The 19,140-nt window shown below is 35.4% G+C and carries 23 protein-coding genes; 19 read left to right on the forward strand and 4 right to left on the reverse strand.

Annotated elements, in window-relative coordinates; genetic code table 11:
- The first annotated feature begins 113 nt into the window (after window positions 1–113).
- The 4 genes from MKY09_RS08860 (at window position 114) to MKY09_RS08875 (ending at window position 3,238) form a co-directional block, all read left to right on the forward strand.
- Window positions 114–1,337: a glycosyltransferase gene (locus MKY09_RS08860; RefSeq protein WP_342568096.1), complete on the forward strand. Its 1,224-nt coding sequence runs from the start codon at window positions 114–116 to the stop codon at window positions 1,335–1,337.
- Window positions 1,300–2,022 (forward strand): HAD-IIB family hydrolase, encoded by a 723-nt coding sequence (locus MKY09_RS08865; protein ID WP_342568097.1) that lies wholly within the window; start codon window positions 1,300–1,302, stop codon window positions 2,020–2,022. The genes MKY09_RS08860 and MKY09_RS08865 overlap by 38 nt, the downstream gene beginning before the upstream one ends.
- A 348-nt stretch (window positions 2,023–2,370) precedes the next feature.
- Window positions 2,371–2,730, forward strand: coding sequence for a hypothetical protein (locus MKY09_RS08870; protein ID WP_342568098.1), 360 nt, complete (start codon window positions 2,371–2,373; stop codon window positions 2,728–2,730).
- A gap of 166 nt (window positions 2,731–2,896) precedes the next feature.
- Window positions 2,897–3,238 carry a hypothetical protein gene (locus tag MKY09_RS08875; RefSeq protein WP_342568099.1) on the forward strand — a complete coding sequence of 114 codons (342 nt, stop codon included), beginning with the start codon at window positions 2,897–2,899 and terminating at the stop codon, window positions 3,236–3,238.
- A 479-nt stretch (window positions 3,239–3,717) separates the two neighbouring features.
- Here the strand turns inward: MKY09_RS08875 and MKY09_RS08880 are convergent, their stop codons facing one another.
- A complete protein-coding gene (locus MKY09_RS08880; protein ID WP_251557253.1) occupies window positions 3,718–4,953 on the reverse strand; it encodes an IS110 family transposase in 1,236 nt (411 codons plus the stop codon).
- 596 nt (window positions 4,954–5,549) lie between these two features.
- Between MKY09_RS08880 and MKY09_RS08885 the strand changes: the two genes are divergently transcribed.
- The 6 genes from MKY09_RS08885 (at window position 5,550) to MKY09_RS08910 (ending at window position 9,994) form a co-directional block, all read left to right on the forward strand.
- Complete coding sequence (locus MKY09_RS08885; RefSeq protein WP_342568100.1) at window positions 5,550–5,771, forward strand: hypothetical protein; 222 nt, start codon at window positions 5,550–5,552, stop codon at window positions 5,769–5,771.
- A gap of 320 nt (window positions 5,772–6,091) precedes the next feature.
- Complete coding sequence (locus MKY09_RS08890) at window positions 6,092–6,373, forward strand: hypothetical protein (RefSeq protein ID WP_342568101.1); 282 nt, start codon at window positions 6,092–6,094, stop codon at window positions 6,371–6,373.
- Between the two features lie 518 nt (window positions 6,374–6,891).
- On the forward strand, window positions 6,892–7,638 hold the full coding sequence (locus tag MKY09_RS08895) for a GTP cyclohydrolase II (RefSeq protein WP_169358223.1): 747 nt from the start codon (window positions 6,892–6,894) through the stop codon (window positions 7,636–7,638).
- Between the two features lie 10 nt (window positions 7,639–7,648).
- Entirely contained in the window at window positions 7,649–8,749 is a 1,101-nt protein-coding gene (gene ribD / locus MKY09_RS08900; RefSeq protein WP_342568102.1) for a bifunctional diaminohydroxyphosphoribosylaminopyrimidine deaminase/5-amino-6-(5-phosphoribosylamino)uracil reductase RibD, read from the forward strand.
- 74 nt (window positions 8,750–8,823) lie between these two features.
- Entirely contained in the window at window positions 8,824–9,393 is a 570-nt protein-coding gene (locus MKY09_RS08905) for a hypothetical protein (protein WP_342568103.1), read from the forward strand.
- Between the two features lie 160 nt (window positions 9,394–9,553).
- On the forward strand, window positions 9,554–9,994 hold the full coding sequence (locus tag MKY09_RS08910; RefSeq protein WP_169358226.1) for a hypothetical protein: 441 nt from the start codon (window positions 9,554–9,556) through the stop codon (window positions 9,992–9,994).
- Window positions 9,995–10,098: 104 nt separating this feature from the next.
- On the opposite strand, the gene MKY09_RS08915 is transcribed toward MKY09_RS08910, so the two are convergent.
- Both MKY09_RS08915 and MKY09_RS08920 read right to left on the reverse strand, forming a co-directional pair.
- A complete protein-coding gene (locus MKY09_RS08915) occupies window positions 10,099–10,890 on the reverse strand; it encodes a M15 family metallopeptidase (protein WP_342568104.1) in 792 nt (263 codons plus the stop codon).
- A 217-nt stretch (window positions 10,891–11,107) separates the two neighbouring features.
- Window positions 11,108–11,890, reverse strand: coding sequence for a hypothetical protein (locus tag MKY09_RS08920; RefSeq protein ID WP_342568105.1), 783 nt, complete (start codon window positions 11,888–11,890; stop codon window positions 11,108–11,110).
- 179 nt (window positions 11,891–12,069) lie between these two features.
- Between MKY09_RS08920 and MKY09_RS08925 the strand changes: the two genes are divergently transcribed.
- Genes MKY09_RS08925 through MKY09_RS08945 form a run of 5 tightly spaced genes read left to right on the forward strand, consistent with a single transcriptional unit; the run spans window position 12,070 to window position 15,884 of the window.
- Window positions 12,070–12,843 (forward strand): aminoglycoside phosphotransferase family protein, encoded by a 774-nt coding sequence (locus tag MKY09_RS08925; RefSeq protein WP_342568106.1) that lies wholly within the window; start codon window positions 12,070–12,072, stop codon window positions 12,841–12,843.
- Window positions 12,844–12,861: 18 nt separating this feature from the next.
- A complete protein-coding gene (locus tag MKY09_RS08930) occupies window positions 12,862–13,203 on the forward strand; it encodes a zinc ribbon domain-containing protein (RefSeq protein WP_342568107.1) in 342 nt (113 codons plus the stop codon).
- 57 nt (window positions 13,204–13,260) lie between these two features.
- A complete protein-coding gene (locus MKY09_RS08935) occupies window positions 13,261–13,815 on the forward strand; it encodes an NUDIX hydrolase (protein WP_342568108.1) in 555 nt (184 codons plus the stop codon).
- Window positions 13,812–14,837 carry an aldo/keto reductase gene (locus MKY09_RS08940; protein ID WP_342568109.1) on the forward strand — a complete coding sequence of 342 codons (1,026 nt, stop codon included), beginning with the start codon at window positions 13,812–13,814 and terminating at the stop codon, window positions 14,835–14,837. The genes MKY09_RS08935 and MKY09_RS08940 overlap by 4 nt, the downstream gene beginning before the upstream one ends.
- 9 nt (window positions 14,838–14,846) lie before the next feature.
- Complete coding sequence (locus MKY09_RS08945; RefSeq protein ID WP_342568110.1) at window positions 14,847–15,884, forward strand: collagenase; 1,038 nt, start codon at window positions 14,847–14,849, stop codon at window positions 15,882–15,884.
- Window positions 15,885–15,983: 99 nt separating this feature from the next.
- Here the strand turns inward: MKY09_RS08945 and MKY09_RS08950 are convergent, their stop codons facing one another.
- On the reverse strand, window positions 15,984–16,343 hold the full coding sequence (locus tag MKY09_RS08950) for a VOC family protein (RefSeq protein WP_342568111.1): 360 nt from the start codon (window positions 16,341–16,343) through the stop codon (window positions 15,984–15,986).
- 152 nt (window positions 16,344–16,495) lie between these two features.
- On the opposite strand from MKY09_RS08950, the gene MKY09_RS08955 reads away from it, so the two are divergent.
- From MKY09_RS08955 to MKY09_RS08970, 4 genes are all read left to right on the forward strand, one after another.
- The gene (locus MKY09_RS08955) at window positions 16,496–17,077 is read left to right on the forward strand and encodes a GNAT family N-acetyltransferase (RefSeq protein WP_298468421.1); all 582 of its coding nucleotides are present in this window, start codon (window positions 16,496–16,498) and stop codon (window positions 17,075–17,077) included.
- Between the two features lie 65 nt (window positions 17,078–17,142).
- Window positions 17,143–17,547, forward strand: a complete 405-nt coding sequence (locus tag MKY09_RS08960; RefSeq protein WP_342568112.1) for a DUF4830 domain-containing protein — start codon at window positions 17,143–17,145, stop codon at window positions 17,545–17,547.
- Between the two features lie 63 nt (window positions 17,548–17,610).
- Window positions 17,611–18,201 (forward strand): SMI1/KNR4 family protein, encoded by a 591-nt coding sequence (locus MKY09_RS08965; RefSeq protein WP_342568113.1) that lies wholly within the window; start codon window positions 17,611–17,613, stop codon window positions 18,199–18,201.
- A gap of 167 nt (window positions 18,202–18,368) precedes the next feature.
- Window positions 18,369–18,863, forward strand: coding sequence for a hypothetical protein (locus tag MKY09_RS08970; protein ID WP_342568114.1), 495 nt, complete (start codon window positions 18,369–18,371; stop codon window positions 18,861–18,863).
- The last annotated feature ends 277 nt before the right edge of the window (window positions 18,864–19,140 follow it).

Consider the following 19,140-nt stretch of genomic DNA (forward strand, 5'->3'; position numbering starts at 1 on the left):
CTGAAGGGCCCATCGTCATTTTCATGCTATATAAATATAATTTAGAGTTTAATAGTCTGAAAACGGGGTAAATACATTATAGTTACTATTTAAGAAAAGGGGAGATGCTAGTTATGTGGAAAAGAATTTTATTTATCTCCGAGCATGGGGATCCACTTGAAACTTTAGGTGGTAAACAGGCTGGTGGACAAAACAACTATGTAAAAGAACTTGCCCTTGCCCTTGGAAGAAGAGGTATAGCAGTAGATGTAATTACTCATTGGAGTAACCCCAGTGCTCCTCAAGTGGAGAAATTAGGAAATATGTCAAGAGTCATTAGATTTGCTGCAGGTCATAAAGGATATATAGCAAAAGATAAGATATATGATTTGTTACCACAATTCTATGATGAAATAAAAAACAATTTATCTATACCAAAATATGATGTTGTTCATTCTCATTATTGGATGTCCGGACTACTGGGGCTATCTTTAAAAGAAGAGTTTGGTATTCCCCTCGTTCACACTTCTCATTCATTAGGTATCGCAAAAAAACAAGCTACTGGAACTGCCAACCCGATTCGATTAGACGCAGAAAAGAAAATTTTAACATCTGCGAATAAGGTGATCGCCACTACTGAAGTTGAAAAGCAAATAATTCAAGACTTTGCAGGACCACTTACAAATATAGAAGTAATATCAATTGGAGTTGCAAAAGAATTTCAATCACAAGTCAAGAAAAAATCAGTAACTAAACCGTTGCTAGTATATGCTGGTCGTCTGGAAAAGACAAAAGGAATCGGCACACTATTAGATGCCTTTAAGAAATTAAAAAAGGAAAATCCAGAACTGGATGCTAAATTAGTGCTAGCTGGTGGTGATAAGGAAGAAATAGACATCAACTCAGGATTACCTATCAATCCAGGTTTAAGGGAGCAAGTAAAAGGTATAGAGGAATACATTGAATTCATAGGACCTCAATCTCAACAAGGATTAAGTAATCTTTTCTCTAAAGCTACTTCAGTTATCGTACCGTCATACTATGAATCCTTTGGGATGGTAGCAGCTGAAGCCCAAGCATGTGGGACACCTGTTATTGCTTCTGGAGTCGGAGGACTCAAAGATGTAGTGTCTCATGGAAAAACAGGCTTACAGGTAAAGCCCAAAGATCCGTCTCAGCTGGCTTCAGCTATGAAAACTATATTAAAAGACAATCTTTTAGCAAAAAGACTAGGCAGAGAAGCTGGAGAACGTGCAAAACGTATCTTTAATTGGTCTTCCATTGCAAAAGAAATAGATCATACTTATGAGGAATTGTTATATGCAAATGATTACGCAAATGCTAGCAACCGATCTTGATGGAACGCTTGTTGGTGATGAAAAACACTTAAAAGACTTACTTACCTATTATGAAGGTCTACAAAAGAAAGTTACTTTAGTTTATGTCACAGGTAGGCATCGGGAATCAGCCCTAGAACTTATTAAAGAGGCTAACATTCCAATGCCGAGTATTTTAATCTCGGATGTGGGAACAGGCATATATATAGGCAATGACCTTAAACCAGATGAAGAATGGGAACTTTTAATGAAGAAAAATTGGAATCCAGAGGCTATAAAGAAAATAGCTTCTCATTATCCAACTATTGTTCCACAAAAGCTGCCAGACGAATCTAGGATTTCTTATACTGCGCAAGAAGATGAGGGAAGTGTTGAAAAGCTCAAGCAAGAATTGCTACAAGCTAATATACCGCACAAATTTATCTTTAGCTCAGGAAGGGATATTGATATACTCCCTGAGGCCAGTGGAAAAGGATCTGCTTTGACATACGTGATTGAAAAATATGTAGAAGATCAAGCATCCATATTGATTGCAGGTGATTCAGGTAATGATGAAGAAATGATAAGTCTTGGATATCCATCTGTTATAGTAGCAAATGCACAACCAGAGCTAATAGCCATTCAAGATCACCCCCAATTATTTAGAGCAACTAAAAATTGTGCAGGCGGAATTCATGAAGCTTGGTTACATTTTTATGATAATTAAATCCTTATTTAAAATTTCATGAGTAAAACCATTAAGACTACAGACGAATTTGAAATTGTCTATAGTCTTTTTTTTGCTCCAAAGATAAGCATTTCATCTATTTTGATACGTTAATACTTCTTATTAATTTTGGCTATGTAAATGGCTATGGTTGATTTTTTGTACTGTACATATGCCAAATGCATGTTTACGAAATATATATTGTAAATTTGTTTAATATTGGAACTTCTAATTACTTCAACCGTATTAAAGTAAAGGAGTAGGTTAGTTTTAAAGGGTGTTATTAACACGTGGTCAACCATCTCACAGTTGTAAAAGGCAATTCGTGGGGCAGGGAGAGGTGATGAATTGAGTTTAATTCAAGTGACCTATATAGTGCTTATATGGACAATACCTAGTATGGGTTCTTGGTATTCCTTTAGGAAAATGGAGAATGAGAAACAGATAAAGGTTATAAAAGAGTTGAGAAATCCTTTATGTATTTTAGGGATTATACCCAGTTTTATTGGTTTACTCGTATATCTTACAGGCTCTGTTGCAGCATCAGACATAAAAGTCTTACGGGATTTAGGGATTGCTTTAGCACTATTTGGTTGGTTTGTAATTTGGGGAGTAGGTCTAATAAAAGGAGAGGGAAATACCTTTAAGTGTATTGCTATGATATTAATAGGGATTTCCGTACTAATTGCTTATATCTATCTGTTTTAAACTAGAAAGATGGTTTAATAAGCGTCTCAATACTTACTAAACGAACGGGTCCTAGCACAATCTGGTCATCGTTTCGATGATCTATTTGCTTTGGGAACTTTATTTTATTAATGAACTAAACTAGCACAGAATATAAAGCGTGAATTCTGATATGGAGGTACTCATTTTGAAGAAAATAATACTAATAGGTTTAGTATTTATTCCAATAATGTTTTTTTTATATTTTTATCAGTCACCTATAATTACATCAGGTGAAGCAATAAATAATGCAGAAAAATATTTGCTAAATCCACCAGAAGAGTGGAAAAACTCAATATCCTTCAATGGTTTAGAGGAAGTTCCACCTGAGAATATTAGTGTGTATCTCACTCCAAAGCCTGGGTATTGGAATGAAATAATGAATAATATGAATTGGGAAGTAACATTTAAATACAACGTTCAAGAATCAACTATTGTGATGGATGCATACACTGGTGAATTTATAAATCTATATGGTCCATTAGGTTAAATCCCTCCCTTTTGTACTGCCTGTGGCATTAGTCGAATTCAGATCCGAAAGATATGGAGATACTATTATAATGAACCAGGCAAATGCTTCTCCCCAAAAGTATATTTGAAAAAGACTCTAGCTTCTTCAATGTAGTGTAGTGCTTTACTTCAAATCTATGGGGGCTACTGAGGTTGATAAGGCAACTCTTTTTTTATTTTGAACCAAAGACGAATTTGTTGAATAGAGATTAAGAAGTTGTGAAAAATAGGAACCTCAATTCGTTTCGAACGTATTAGAGGAAAAGAGAGATGAAGAAAGTTATAAAAGCCCAGTGGTAATATGTCAAGCGAAAAAAAGAAATGAATTGGAAATTACTTAAGTGATACTTTCCAAATGAACACTTTTTGCGCATACCAAATAAACCTCTCATTTTTCTGCTTTTAAAAAAGAAAAAAATGGAAGTTATTTAACGGGTGAAAGGTTGTGAGTTGGTTAACTCAGTCTCTCCTTTCTGGTGGTATGTACAGCTGATTCGTGCGTAGTAGCGAATGCACGAGGCGTACTAGTTTTCTAGCGGTTAAGACGAGAGCGCGTTTATGTTGGTGCTTGGTTACTTCTTGGTATTTCTTTTGATAAAAGGCTTTATATTCAGTGTCATATTTACGTACCGCATCTGCTGCTTGTACAAGATAATACCGTAGGTATTTATTGCCGGTTCGCATCCGGCTAGTATTTTCGGCTTCAAATTCGCCAGATTGATACTGTGTCCAAACGAGTCCAGCATATTTCGCTAATGCGTGGTGGTCATCAAAACGCTTGATATCTCCAATTTCGGCGAGCAAGCCGGCTGCGTACACGGGTCCAATGCCTTTTACGGAAGTTAATGTTTGGGTGAAACCTTTCATCATACGCTCGATTTCCTTATCCAAACGTTTGACTTGGGATTCCATATGGCGAATCGTACTTAAAATCACGGATAGTGAGATGTTAACGGGATCAGCCATGGCCTTGTCTAATCGAAAGGAATTACGTGCAAGCTTTTGAAGATATTTAGCGATTTCTTCTGGCTCGGCAAAACGTTTTTTGCCTTTCTCCTGTAAGAACTCAACCAGTTCTTCTAAAGGCATCTCGGCAATGGTTTCCGGATCTAGCTCTTCAATGACAGCGAGACTGGTCGTACCGAATGTATTCGAGAACGGGTTATCTTGGCGTAGGCCACTAAACTTTAAAAACAGTTGGTTCATCATGTAGGTTTTATTACGTGCAACTTCATGCATTAGATGGAATCGGGTACGTGTTAAACGACGAAGTGCTTCATATTGTAAGGTTTCTTGCATTTCATGTGGCAGACGTCCAAAGCGTAAATGATCCGCAATTACCCAGGCGTCAATTCGATCGTTTTTCGGTAACGTATCGTACCCCTTTTTAAAGCGAGATACTTTACGTGCATTTAACATATAAACCGCTGTTTGAAACGTTGGTTCATAATTGTGCAATTGATTCTTTAAATAATGAGCAACGTGCCAGCTATACTGGTCTGTCGCTTCTAATCCAATTTTAATATGTTCGCACTGATTTTTTTCCGCTGTTCCTAAAAGCTTTTGAATTAAGGTGTTCGCACCTTCTGTATCATTGGAAACAGAAAAATCAGCGAGCGTATGTCCCTCTCCATGCATGAAATGGACATGATGGGAGCGCAAACTCACGTCGATACCGACTAGCATTTGTGACATGCCAATCACCTCCTAAGGTGGGATTAATCAAGATTGTCTCAGACCTGGGTGCCCATCAGAATCATCGATGTCTGCCTCGTTATTAGCAATCAAAGTGAAAGAAGACCAAAATGAGCGCTACACTCTCTTCTTCCTCAGCGTCGCAGCCAGTGGTTAGACCTTCCATAATGAACGATGGGTAGCAGGCTTATTAAGCAGTGCACTAAGTGCCCGCAAGGGGGAAAAGCTATTTCCTGTGTCAACCTTGTCCGTTCCATTGTCTCATGGGCACGGTCTGAGAGAAAAGTAGATTGAAATAAAAAAGGACGAAGTACTGAAATGGAGCATCCTCCAATCTTCGTCCAAACGATATGAAGTTAGGCAACTCAAATAAGCAGGTAAGCACCTGTCAGCTTTATTTAGTCATGTTAAAAATAGACTTTTCCTTTTTGGCTCCCTCGGTAAAGCAGGGGTCAAACAGGTAAAACATAAAAAGGGTGAGGGAGCCAAGAGGCGACCACTTCCTATAGGAAATCCAACAGATCCTCCAGCTGTCCGGATCAACTGGAAATTCTATCGGAAAGAGCTCTTATTACTAATATACGAGGGGGGAGACTATGAGTGAACGATTTGAATTAAGTTTTAAAAATAAGGAAGTAAGAATGTGGTTCTATTTGATGGTACCAACGTTTATTATAGGAAGCATCTTTATATTTTATGGTGAACAAAAATATCAGTATATTCCTTTGGTAGTATTAGTAATAGTTTGGACTGTCTTTTATTTGTGGCGTTATTTTTATCGTAAGAAAATGAGGAATAAAGTAAAAAATTCTTCTTAAGCTAACAGCTGCTGGCTACAAGAATGAGTAAAGCCTTTTTCTTATTGAACTAAAGTAAGCAACGGATTATAGGTAGGCGTTAGTAGGTATGGAAAACGGGCAACAGGATATGATATTAATCCCAAAAATGCTTTGGAACATAACCATTATAAATAGTTTAATTGAATGATTTTCTTGTTTACCTTATGGGAGCATTACTTTAAGTTGGAGTAATGCCTTTTTTTATTGATCTAAAGCAAAAGGCTAGCTGGAAACGAATTGGAACTTTCATGAAATTTTAAAGTCATATATATAAGTAAAACTAATAGGGGTGTTATAATATGAAACGATTCAGTATATGCTCAATAGTCCTAATGTTTATTGGGATTCTATTCTTTATATTAAACTGGTTAATAGATGGCTACGTGGAACCTATTGTACTTACTGGAGTAATTTTAATATTAATAGGGGCTGTGTTTAGTTTTATTGCGATCTCTAAAAGAGAAAAAGGAAGCGTGAAATATATATCAATTGCTACTTTTATTATTCTACTATTTTTAGTTACTTGGTTTGAACCTTTTCAAGTTATTAGAATGATGACTTGGTTTAAAAATATTACTTAACTAACAGGTAATTTAACAAATTATCACAAAAACATAAAAGTAATAACAAAGTAAATGAGCAAAGATAAAAATATCCTAGCTCATTTTTTATGTGTTTTTTAAAATAACCTTTACTCATACAATAATAATAGGACTACAACAGTCTGAAATAGCTAGTACTGCTTCCTCGAGAGTCGTCCACTCCATAGCCAAGTATAGAGGGATGTTTTTACAGGAACTCAAGCCCATTTCACGTGATTTGATTTATTAACTAATTTGTACGACTCTAGTTTTATGGACATCGTGGAACGATTAAAGATGCTTAATTAGTCAGATCTAGTCAAGAAAGATTATGTTATCTTAGGTGAAAAGTTATGGTAAGATGTTTATGTTTGTACGCACCATTCCCTAATAGAAAAGGGAAGAAAAGTTGACACGGCGAGGTTGCAATTATATACTAGGTTACGTTATGTAAGTGCTTAAAAATAGTTAGAATATAATAGACAAAAATGATGAATATGAATGATAGGTGAATGAAAATGAATATAAATAAAGAAACGCTGACATTGTTGCAGGATAAAATAAAAATAATAGAAACGGTTGAGGAACTTGATCTTTGTTTAGTTGGGCCAGTTAACTTGCCTATTAAGCAAGGCGATTTCCAAACAACCTTTCAATGGTATACCTGGGTTAAAATTGATAAAAATTTATCAAAAGAGGATATTTTAACATCATTGCCACAATCAAATTTAGCTTTTGGCCAACAATCCTCTGTTCTTGTTTATGGTGACTTCGCGAATGAGGAAGATGCTCTTATTCGTATGCATAGTATTTGTCATACAGGAGATATATTTGGTAGTCAACGCTGTGATTGTGGTTTCCAGCTTCATGAATCGATGAAAATGGTAGTAAATCATGGCTGTGGTGCCATTTTTTATTTAGCAGATCATGAAGGCAGAGGAATTGGTTTATTTTCTAAATCACTGGCTTATCTTTTACAGGAGGAAGGCTATGATACGGTTGAAGCCAATCATGCACTAGGCTTTGAAGACGATAGTCGCTCCTATGAAGATGCAATTCGCGTGTTGGAAGTATTAAGAAGCAAGCAGGTGACTTTAATAACTAATAATCCTAGGAAGCTGGCTGCGTTAAAGAACCATGGTCTTCTTGCTAAGGATCACGTGCCTTTATGGGGTGGACTGACTGAAACAAATGAATTTTATTTGAATACGAAAGTGAAAAAATCCGGACATATTGTAGAAGAGAGTCCAAGTTTAAAAGTGTGAGGTGTATACAATGAAAACCGACGAGGAATATATGAGGCTTGCATTAGACTTGGCGGCTAGTGCGAAAGGCAACACGAATCCTAACCCAGTAGTGGGTGCAGTAATTGTGAAAAATGGAGTAATTGTTGGTACGGGACTACATCGCAAGGCAGGCGAGCCTCACGCAGAAGTGCATGCATTTAATATGGCGCAACAGCATGCGGAGGGTTCCACTCTTTATGTAACCTTAGAACCTTGCTCACATTACGGTAAAACACCACCTTGTGCAAATTTAGTAAAGGAATCAAAGGTAAGCAGAGTCGTTGTAGCGACTAGGGACCCTAATCCTGAGGTTGCAGGAAGAGGCATTCAGCTACTTCGTGACGCCGGCATTCAAGTTGATGTCGGGATATTAGAAAAAGAAGCGCAAAAGTTAAATGAGCGTTTTATACACAATATGCTTACCAAGCGTCCATTTGTTATTTCAAAGTTTGCTATGACACTAGATGGTAAACTCGCAACCTACAATGGACATTCTAAATGGATTACTGGAGAAGTATCACGTAAAGATGTGCATGCGCTAAGAAATGAAGTAGACGGTATTTTAGTAGGGGTAGGTACAGTAATAGCAGATAATCCAGCCTTAACTACAAGACTTACTGAGCTTGATGGAAAAAATCCTACAAGAATTATCTTAGATAGCAGCCTACGGACTCCTTTAGATGCACAGGTCCTTCAAACAGAGGAAGCCAAAACGATTATAGTAACAAGTAAAGAAGTAGATTCAAACCGTGTTAAGGAATATGAATCAAAGGGAGCAAAAGTATTATTTGTTTCCAAGAGAAATAGTGGATTGGATTTAGAAGAGGTACTTAGCGAATTATATCAACAAGGGTTAACCGACATACTAGTGGAAGGTGGAGGGGCGATAAATTCGGCCTTTCTGAATGCTGGTTTAATAGATAAATACTATATTTATATAGCTCCAAAAGTACTGGGAGGCAAAGAATCCATTACCCCTTTTACTGGTGAAAATCCAGAGTCAATGGATGCTGCCAAGCAATTGTATTTTGACGAATTCCAAAATTTTGGAGAGGATCTTCGTATAATTGCCTACCCTAAAAATAAATGAGCTACATAACTTTTGATCCAGTATAAAGAAAAATAAATAAAAAGTAACAATAGTATAAGAGTAGGAGAATAAAAATGAAATTTGGTTTTGATATTGACGATACATTAATTAATTTGAGAGAGCATGCTTTTCACTTGTACAATAAGAAACTTAATCAAAATGTGAATCTTGACGTATTTCATGCTTTAAAAACGGTAGAGATTCATGAAGCTTTTGGTTTGGAAAGAGAAGCTGGAAACACCATGTGGAGAGATTGTATGGAGGAAATATATTTTACAGAATGTCCTTCCTTTGAGGGAGCCTTGGAAACGTTGATATCCCTAGAAAATGATGGACATGAGATTTACTATATCACCTCTCGCCCGAAAAAATATTGCGCTCAAACACGAGATTGGATGAAAGCACAAGGCTTTCCAATAACAGATGAAAACTTTTACTGCGGGATGCAGGATGAAGAAAAAATAGCAACAATCAAGGCATTAGAGTTAGATTATTATTTCGATGATAAGCCAGCTGTTTTAGAAACGCTCCAAAACGTAAAAACAAAAGTATTCATAAAGGATCAATCGTATAATCAGTTAATGGATATGCCAAGGCTGAAACAATGGTCTGACTTGAGGAAAATTTTAGAGGAAACAGTCTAACTCGACATAATATATTTCGTGATTCGAATACCCCATGCACATTAGTCGCCAACTAATATGCACGGGGTATTTTTTAAATGGAATAATTTTTAAATTTGAAACAAATCAAGGGAAGGGCCGTCTAATTATAAAATAGTTAAAATCCAAAGGAAGTGACATTTTGAAGAAAATACATTTCATTATCCTGTTAACATGTTTATCTATTTTACTAATAGGATGTCAATCAATTGAAAGCAAAGAAACAAATCACGATAACCCTCAGCAATCGTCAAATGAACAAGTAGAAGGTGAGGTAATGGAAGTTATCCTATCAAGCTCAACTTTGGAAGACACTATTATTTTTAAAGATGAAGCCAGTATAAAAGAGTTTAAAGATATGATTTCAAGTTCAGTACAACAAGCTGGAATTGTTAATATGTCTAATCCAGATCATTATATAGATATTATGTTTAAAAAAGATAAAAAACAAACTTATTATTTATGGTTAGGAGAGAACAGGGAAAACGGATCTTTAATGAAAGCTGATGATACCCATACGATTTATACTTTTGATGAAGAAACGAATAAAAAAATTAGCAATTTGTTGCAAAGGAAACAATAGACTTTGGGTTCAACTACATGCTTGACTGTATTTAAAAGTAAAAAAAGATATAGGATTAGAATATATTTTTGTCATTCTATGTACTCTAGCGTTGGAGTATAAGTTCAATTCATTACTTTAGTTATAATGATTCCGCCCAAATTATCCCCTGAAATTTCATATTTGTTGCTTTTAGATGACTCCATACTTTTTAATAGTTCCTGTTTTACATATCTTATTTGATATTGCTTACCTTCAATGGTTGTGTCATATTCGCCTTTTTCTTTTAAAAATGCGAGGTATTCTTCTAACACTAAATCTTCATTGGTCATAATAAGACTATGGGGTTTTCCAACGTAGCGGAAATGCCAAGGTTCAAAAGCGATTCCAGTTACGTCCACTTTGTTCTCCGGATAACGTAAAATAAAGCCAAATTCTGGTGCATGTTGTGCTAACCAGTCGGCTTCCAGTGTATATTCCATCATTCCTTCGGTTGAACCAATATCAATGGACAAGCCTGACTGATGCTCACTATAGCCATTTGGCAGGGCATACTGTGAACCTAATTCTTCATAAAGTTGTTGTTGGACGATACCAGTACGGAAACCACTATTAAGCTTGAAATGCATAATTTCATCTTTTTCAGCTGCCTCGAACATTTCCTGCATAGGGGTCAGTAAATCCTTATGTACAGTCATTTCTGATTGTATTTCTACGTTATTTGCAAAGTCATTAGGTACCGCTTCGATTTCGGTTGGTTCTTGTTGAAGTTTTACCTCGTTATTAATTAATATAAGATTCCCTTCATAAATCTGTTCTTCTTCAATTGTAAAGATTTGTCTGTCTTCATTGGTATAGTTAGTAAAGATCAAATACCCAAATGTTGAAAGGCAGCATAATAAGAAGAATTTTTTCAACTGTCTCACTCCCTTACTAGATATATCTAGCATAGCAAGTAGACTTTAAGATTATGGTACGATAATTCTTAATTTTTTCTTAAGGTTATCATTTTGATAAACATCACCTCTTCACTAAAAACGTAATTAATAATCTATTCAGGTTGCTAGAAAGTAAATTGAAATTATCCATGCTGTACATGAATATCTTTGCAATTTACTCCCAAAGCAATTTAAATTAATTAGACCCATTTTTTATTTTTTGAAAGCTTGCTATAGAAGCCTGATACAACTTCTCCATTTTTTCCTCTATGAAATTCGTTCTTTCATATAATGAAAATCGAATATGGTCGATCTGCCTCATTATTTTCTCCAACAAGCCTTCTTGGAGATCTACTCGACTTGTTAAATCCTTTTGAGCTTCTTCCAAACCACTAATCTGTTGGGTAATCGTATGATGGAAATGATGCTGTTCGTCCATTTTGGCCATTGCTTCATGTTGAAACGCTGACACCTGCTCCATACTTGAAAGTACTTCTACATTTTTTAATGAAAGATCGTCTATCTTTTGAACAATCACTCCGGAAGTTTCTTCAGATTTGTCTAATCGAACCTTTATATGGTGTTGTGTTTCATCTAGATGCTCAATATGTTCCATTAAACATTGTTTTCCAAGCTGCTCTTCTGTTATTAAGTGGTGCAACTTTTCGTTTTGTTGCTCTAATTTCTTTAAACCAGTTTGTATTTGTTTTTCAACCTGTTCATGCTGCATATTTAATTTCTTTAAGTACTCAAGTCTTTTGTTAATTTCATTCCAATGGGTTATTTGTTGTTCTCCATATTGTTGTTGCGAATTATTTAATCGAATAATATTATCTAAAAAAGACTGGTTAGTTGCTTCTTGGCTAAGAATGAAATCGGATAAGTAGTTACTACGAAACTCGACTTGGTTGCTAGCTTTTAATTCGCCATTATTTTTAAAAACACCTGGATGCTGGCTATCGTTGATGAATAATCCCATTAAATTTCCTCCTTATGAATTATCATATTTATTAGAATATGCATGTAGGTTAAATATAGGGATTGCGAGGCATGCATCAATTGGAATAGCGAAATAGTTTCAATTTTTACAAAATAATGAAAAATGTATAGTTATTTCTTATTAGCCTATTGTATAATATGGCCTAGAGGTGTTTTATTTTGAATAAACAAATAATTAAAAGTTTAGATATGAAAATAACTGGAGAAATACTCGCACAGTCTTTCCCTAAGCGTCAAGGTGGAACATCATTTACCACCTTTCTACAAACTAAAAAAGGACAATTTGTATGGAAAGTAGCAACTGAGCTACCTTATCGAGAATGGCTAAAAAAAGAAGCAGAGGTAATGGAACTTCTAAATAAAGAGACAGAACTTCCGATTCCATTATTCATGCATTACAAAGAGCAACCCGAAGAGAATTCACTTCTAATGAGTAAGTTAGAAGGTGTGCCTTTAAGAGAAGCCTTACATGTTGCAAATACAATGGAAGAAAAGAAATCCCTTTTTTACAGTTTTGGTACTCTCCTAAAATTATTACACGCCACTATGCCTCCTAAAGCATTGTTAATAGAAGATAACTGGCTTGAAAAACAATTACAAACTGCCACATATAACGTCATGCATTATGAGGTCGACGGCAATGAAGAGCTACTGACCTATTTAAAATTCAACCAGCCTAAGCCAGTACCTCAAACACTTAATCATGGGGATTGTACGATTGATAATGTTCTTGTGAAGGATGGTAAGGTATATGCTTTTATTGATCTTGCTGGAGTAGCATACGGAGATCCGAGATATGACCTAGCTCTTGCAACTAGATCTATACAATCAAATCCATTTTTAGTAGAAGCTTTCTATGAGGGGTATGATTCTACACCTATTTCAATAGAAGAGTTTAAATATTTTGATGGAGGTCTTTATGAATTTTTTTGAAAATGAGGTGAAATTGAAGTGAAGCTAATAGGTCCATTTATGATGATAGTTGGCGTATGCTGCATAGGGTTTGCTTTTTTTGAATTTTTTACGTTGGATTTTTTTGAGGAACCGCAGTATTTTTGGTTATTCTTTGTAGGTGCTCCCATTATCTTTTTTGGATTTGTTTTAACTGGAATAGGTAATCATAAAAAATTAATAGAACTGAATAACGAGGTAATACGTGAACAAATGGCTGCAGCCAGCCAAGGATGGGAGGAGGGACAGTTAAAAGCGGAAGCCTATTGCTCAAACTGTGGCCATCCTGTTCGTCGATCATCCAATTTTTGCTCCGATTGTGGTACCTCACTGCAAACGTAAGTATTTAGTCAGTATGATGGCTTATCTAATGAACTTCGAGTTAAAGGAGTGATACGATTGATCACATGGAAAACGTTAAGTTCCTCGTATATTTTTAAATCCCCATTTGGAAATTTAAGAAAAGACATTTGTGAACTGCCAGATGGACAAGTAATTGATGACTATTATGTAAATGAATATACCGACTGGGTTAATGCGATTGTCCTTACGAAGGAACAAGAAATTATTTTAGTAAGCCAATATCGCTACGCAGGTCAAAATATTTTTTTAGAAATTCCAGCTGGAAAGCCAGAGGGACAAGAAAGCTATCAGAAGGCAATTCTTAGAGAAGTTCAAGAGGAGACTGGCTATACAACCGACCGTGAGCCAGTTTTATTGGGTCAATTTTACGTAAACCCAGCTACTCAAACGAATAAGGTTTACACCTATTTGCTACTAGATGCTTATCAAACTAGCAACCAACAGCTGGATCCTACAGAATTTATAGATGTTCATACTTTTGATTTTAAGGAAATGCACTCTTTAATAAAGAATGGTGAAATTCAACAGCTTTTCACAGCCAATGCTTATTATATGGCTTTAGATTTTTTAAAGGAGAATCCAGGAAAATGATCAAAGGCTTTGCGACTCGAGAGGATACCTTTGGTTACTTGCGTCATCATCAATCCATTTATAGAGAAACACCGTGGTTTTATTGCTCTAGAATTGCACTTGGAACACATTTAGGAGAGATGACGGAGGCACATTCTGCCTTATATCAAGAAACGATTCGTTATAGTCTATTGAACGGACTAAACTTTATTGATACCGCCTTAAATTATCGTGGTATGAAATCAGAAAGAGACATTGGCAAGGTTCTTTTAGAGATAACAGAAAACAAAAAATTGAATAGATCAGAATTTGTCCTTTCCACTAAAGGTGGGCTACTTCCGGGGGATAAAGATGCCGGACTTGTTCCCAAGGATTATTTAGAATCGGTGCTTTTACAAAATAAAATTATTAAAGAGACAGATATACAAACTGTTGAACATCAAAAGCACGTACTTACACCTAATTATTTCCGGTTTGCTTTAGAGCAAAGCAGAAAGCACCTTCATTTGGATACGATTGATATATATTATTTACATGTTCCAGAGCTTTCCATGAAGGTTCTTGGAAAAGATGCATTCTACAACCAGCTGGAGGATTTATTTTACTTTTTTGAGGAACAGGTAGAGAAGCAAAATATTCGCTTTTATGGAATGGCTACATGGCTTGGACTTATCAGTGCTCATGATGAGATAGGCTATATCTCTTTAGAGATAGCAGAAAGTATAGCCAGAAAGGTGGGGGGTAAAGACCACCACTTTAGATTTGTGCAAATACCCGTAAATAGAGTTTTTCCTGAAGCAATCAAAAAGAAAACCCAATCAGTTGCTGGAATTGACATGACAGTACTTGAGGCAGCAAGACAGTTAAATATACACGTAACGACCAGCGCACCTTTTAACCTTGGTAAAGATATACAAAAAACAGATGATAGCTTGCGATTCCTAATGAATACGAAAGGCATATTGTCAACAATGGTTGGCATGAAGCAAATCGACCATGCCAAGCGCAACATAGCAACGAGCAAACGTACAACCATTCAATAGGAGGATAAATTGAAAACTATCATCAAGCGAGCTTTGTTTCTGCTGTTTCCTTTCTTCATTGGAGCGTATACCGTGCAAGCATTTACTGTGTATTATAACTGGAGCAATCTAGTGTGGAGCATATTAATTAGCTGCTTACTTTTTATCTTTTATATGTATTACTTGGAAACCAAACGAGACTTTTCGGTCTCCATTATTCGGCCCACTGTTAGGTTTATATTAACAGCTACCTTATTATGCTCCTTCTACATCGGAGGTAGCGCATGGTCTAATTTCATAGAAGAACCTTATAAAGAGATAGCGCCTCTAGCTACTGGAGCCAAAGCAGAAGAGAAGAAAAGCAGAAAATTATTTTCTTTATTTTCAGGAGATTCAATCCAAAAAAATGTGGAGTCTAAGCAGATTGATAGTATCTCTTATTATTTTGCAGCAGATAATATTGCTTCTGTGCAGGAGTACTCCTCGCTGTTAGCTAAGGAAAAGGCAAAGTTAGATCGGATTTTCGGGTCAGAGCTAAAGGACCCTTTAAAGATTGAAATATACAATGATTCCTCGGCTATTAAGGAAGTGTCCCCTGGAGCAGTAGGTTATTACAAACGTAGGAATCAATCTATTCATCTAATGAAGATGGATGATGAAAAAAGATGGGAACGAATATTATTACACGAATATACCCACTATCGTATTCACCAATTTGCAAAGGTTAATGGATTGAGTAGTAAAATGGAGCATCTGCCTTTTTGGTTCATAGAGGGGCTAAGTGAGTACGTTGGTTATCAGGATAGGGTGATTAACCATCAGATCCTAGGTGAAACAGTGGATTATCGCTTACTAGACACAAATAAAACCATCCCAGCGACTCTGGAACATTATAAAGTATATTTACAAGGCTACTTCACAGTGAAAAAGTTGGATAGTTTATATGGATCAGAAGTCATAGCGAAGTTGTTATTATCGGAGTCTTTAAATGATTTTTATAGCACCATGGAGAAAACTACTGGACAAAGCACAGAGGAATTTCAGAAAACTCTTCTAGCAACTTATTAAAAGACTTCTCTTTTATTATCAAATTAAAAAGAGCTAGATAACTAATTCTAGTTCTTTTTTAATGCACGCCGTAACTCAATTTTTATTTTAATTAGATTATTAATCTTCAAATTGCAGGTATTCTAAAATATTACCAAAAGGGTCTCGAAAACTAATGAATTTTCCTGGAGGACAATCAGTTGGCTCATCTATTATAAAATGTACTTCTTTTTCTTTTAAGAATTTAACCTTTTCATAAATATCTTCCGTTTGCAATCCCAATGCAACTCCTGAAGCATTTTGGTTATTGCTTGCACTATCATTTTCCTCCAAAACAAGTGGTAAGTATCCGTTAACGAGTGATGCAAGCTTAGGACCATACTGCTTATGTAATTCAAAACCTAACGTATTAGTATAAAAGTCAATTGCTTTATTTAAATTGGGCACATAAATGCTTATAACACAAATTTGATTTTTCAAATTATCCCTCCTATTAATATTATTTTATACATATTCTACATTACTTATTGATTGTCCTTTTTAGAGGATATAAATTTCCTAAGTCGAATAATATAAGTTAGAAATAATATTTTAATAGTTCAACATCATTTAAACAAAGGAGGATATATTAAGTGTTTATTCGGGAATATAACGATTCTGATGAGGTAGGTTGGGTAAGATGTAGAACACTATCATTTCTAAATACAGCCTACTTTGATAACGTATTGAATAAAAAAGAAAACTATGAAAATCCTGCAATCGAACTCGTGGCAGAATTAAATGGACAAATTATTGGACTCATTGATATAGAGTATGAAAAGGAAGAAAAAACCGTTTGCTCAAGAGGTCACGGTTTAGGAGGTATGGTTTGGCATGTTGCAGTACATCCAGACTACCACCGACAGGGAATCGGTGAGCAACTTCTCCAAGAAGCGGAAAAAAGAGCAATCAATTTAGGGTTGAATCGATTTGAAGCGTGGACTAGAGATGATCGTTGGGTACGGAATTGGTATGAAAAAATGCAGTTTAAAAAAGTCTATTCCTATTACCATATTTATTTCGAAGGAAATGAATTGAAAAATAGAATTCAAAGTACTATTCCTAATCTTCACTTAAAGAATACGTTTGCTCATTATGTAGGAGAAGATATCGAACAATTTTCAGAAAACCAACGAATTCATGAATGCGTTTGCTATGAAAAATATTTTAAATAAAAAATACATCTTATTTACCTAAAGCGTTAAAATGCTTTACCACGATTGTAAAGTGAGGTGTTGTAATGAAAATCAGAATGCTCTTTATGATGATTGTAGGAATATTATTCGTTCCAGCTTGTGGGCAGGAAAGTCTTAATGAACGTCACGAAGTATATTTATCAGAAAAAGGTTGGGAGATAAAAGATTCAATTGAAGTTGAAACTTATATATTAGATATTCCCGATGAATTGCTTAATAACTATGAAGCAAGTGGAATTACATTTTTGAGTGAGTATTTAGGTGAAGAAGTTATACGGCATACTTATGTGTTAAAAGAAAAAGATGATAATGGAGAACGTTTGCAAGCTGTGATATTCGAAGTAGACAAAGAAATTATTGGGGGCTATGGAGTACTTCGGACATGGGTGCCAGGCGTATTTAAGTTGGACGATAAAGAACGTCTCATTAAGGAGCAAATGATTAAGTAAAGAAAGTAGATACATATAAAGTCAAATAGAGATTGCAAATATTTTTTTTAGGAGGTAAAAATAATGAATTTGGTTAACGAATTTTTAATCAGTTTAAGAGGAGCATTATCAAAAGTTGAGCTCGACGAATTAAATACAGCACATGGGGCTTCAAAAGAGGATCTCAATACCCTCAGGTCAGAATATCCAGAATGTCCAGAATCACTAATCTGTTTACTGGAAAATATAGACGGTACATATTGGAGGGAATATAAAGAAAATGAAATTGCGGTTTGTATTTTAGGCGCTGATGTTGCTGATGGCGAATATCCATATTATTTGCTATCTACACAACAGATGCTCGATAGTTCTAAGGAAGAAGAAGATGTCTCCTATCTATTAGAATATCAAGATGACGAGGAGGCTGTTGACACTAAGATCAATCCAGAGGGACTACTACCCGGTAAATATATTCATTTTGCAGACTGTATGAACAACGGTGGGACATCAAGACTCTTTATCGACTTTAACCCTTCAGCTGATGGTGTAAGCGGTCAAATAGTTCGATTTTTGCACGATCCAGATGAATACAAAGTGATTGCAGACAGCTTTGACGAGTATTTACAGGATATTATTGATGGTAACTTTATTTTTCTTGATAACGAAGAACAGTAATATATTGTACACTTGAACAGTGTTAAAGGGGAGGTTAACTGAAAATAAATTCTATAATTAACAATAAAGTTAAGTACATTGTTTTGTTGTTTATAATAACTTTTTTTCCTTTTTTTAATTTTTTCACTGTTACAGGTTATGCTTGTTCATGTGATGGGCCAAACACCGTGAAAGAAGAATTAGATTTTAGTTCCACAGTTTTTTCTGGAAAAGTTGTTGAAATAATAGATGAGAACAAAAATAAGTCCATACAATCTTCTGCTGATCCTATTGCTGTACATTTTGAAGTGAATGAATATTGGAAAGGGCTGAATCAGTCACCAATTACAGTTTATACTGTAAGAAATACGGAAAGTTGTGGCTACGAATTTGAATTGAATCAAGAGTATTTAGTATATGCAAATGAATCAAATGGAGAAATTCAAGTGAATTACTGTTCCAAAACTACTCTGTTGTCTTTAGCAGATAAGGATCTATCTGAATTAGGAAAAGGTGAAAAACCAATTGAACAAGTTTTTAATGACTCAACTGCTAGCAAGGATGAAGAACAGTTAACTCCCAAAAGTTTAACAAATATGAATAGTATATATATTAGTCTGCTCGCCTTAGGCTTATTACTGGTAATTATGTATGTTTTCAAACGAATTAAGAAATCGCCATAATCTTTTAAGCTTTTTAAAGTTATTGGTTGATTTTGACTAACCATTCTTTTTATAGTGACTGTAAACGTAAACAAAGGAACTTTCAAATAGCTATTAAGAACATATATAGATGATGAAATTGGGGTTGGTGACAGTTTTTCGCTATGTTTATGTGAGTAAATATGTTAGCGCTTTATCGATGCTAAAGCGGTTCCCATTTATTGATTGCAGCGCCAGTCGGCGACTCCTACGGGATGAGGGAGACAGATAAGACATCACAACCACGCGCGTAAGCGAT

It is taken from the genome of Psychrobacillus sp. FSL K6-4046, from assembly GCF_038624605.1.
Taxonomy (GTDB): domain Bacteria; phylum Bacillota; class Bacilli; order Bacillales_A; family Planococcaceae; genus Psychrobacillus.